Here is an 875-nt window from a genome sequence, read left to right as displayed (position 1 = left end):
GGAGGGTTATTCAGGTGGCTTGAAAATAGCATCATGAAACACGTCGCAATTTAAACACAAAGGGGCAGCTCATTCCGATAGGATAAATCTTGGAAAGAAACCCTAGAAGAATGAACTGCCACATGTATAATAGCACAGGCGTCACCATCGACCAATGCCACGCCCTGTTCGAGAAACTGAACAACCATCCCAAAAGGTACACCGTTCCTCCGATCCTGGGTCTTCTGGGAGCACTGGTGGTGACTCTGAAGTACCTCAGGCGCAACCGCGTGCAGGCCGAACTCGCCGAAAGCCATGGCGTGTCCCAGTCCACCATCAGCCGAGCCATCGCCGCAGTCACCACCCTCCTGGCCGACGCCCTCGAGGAGGACATCCCCACCCTGGCAGACGTCCCCACCAACACCACCCTCCTGATCGACGGCACCATCCTGCCCTGCCTTGATTGGGCCGACCAGCCCAGCCTGTACTCGGTCAAGCACCACCACACCGGCGTCAACATCCAGGTCATCACCGACACCTTGGGACGACTCCACTGGATCTCCAGCCCACTCCCCGGCAGCACCCATGACGTGACAGCCCTCGACACCCACGACATCCTCACCCACCTCGACCCGACCAAGATCATCGCCGACAAGGGCTACATCGGACGAGGTCTCACCACACCAGTCAGGACCCCACCCCGCGGACACCTCACCTCGGACGACGAAGAACACAACCCACACATCAACCACATCCGATGGCCCGTTGAGCAAGCCATCGCCCACCTCAAAACATGGCGGATCCTCAGCACCATCTACCGCCGCCCATACACGACATTCGAAACCACGATCAAAGCCGTACTCGGGATAATTTTTGGCATCCTCTGAATAACCCTC

1 protein-coding gene is annotated in these 875 nt (G+C 57.8%); it reads left to right on the top strand.

The features are described 5' to 3' along the window. The first annotated feature begins 110 nt into the window (after positions 1-110). Positions 111-866, top strand: a complete 756-nt coding sequence (locus tag EII34_RS15710; protein ID WP_221620332.1) for a transposase family protein — start codon at positions 111-113, stop codon at positions 864-866. Positions 867-875 lie beyond the last annotated feature (9 nt).

It is taken from the genome of Arachnia propionica, from assembly GCF_003859805.1.
GTDB lineage: Bacteria > Actinomycetota > Actinomycetes > Propionibacteriales > Propionibacteriaceae > Arachnia > Arachnia propionica_C.
The sequence above is the reverse complement of the archived record's forward strand: the minus strand, read 5'-3'. Positions and strand labels throughout refer to the sequence as shown.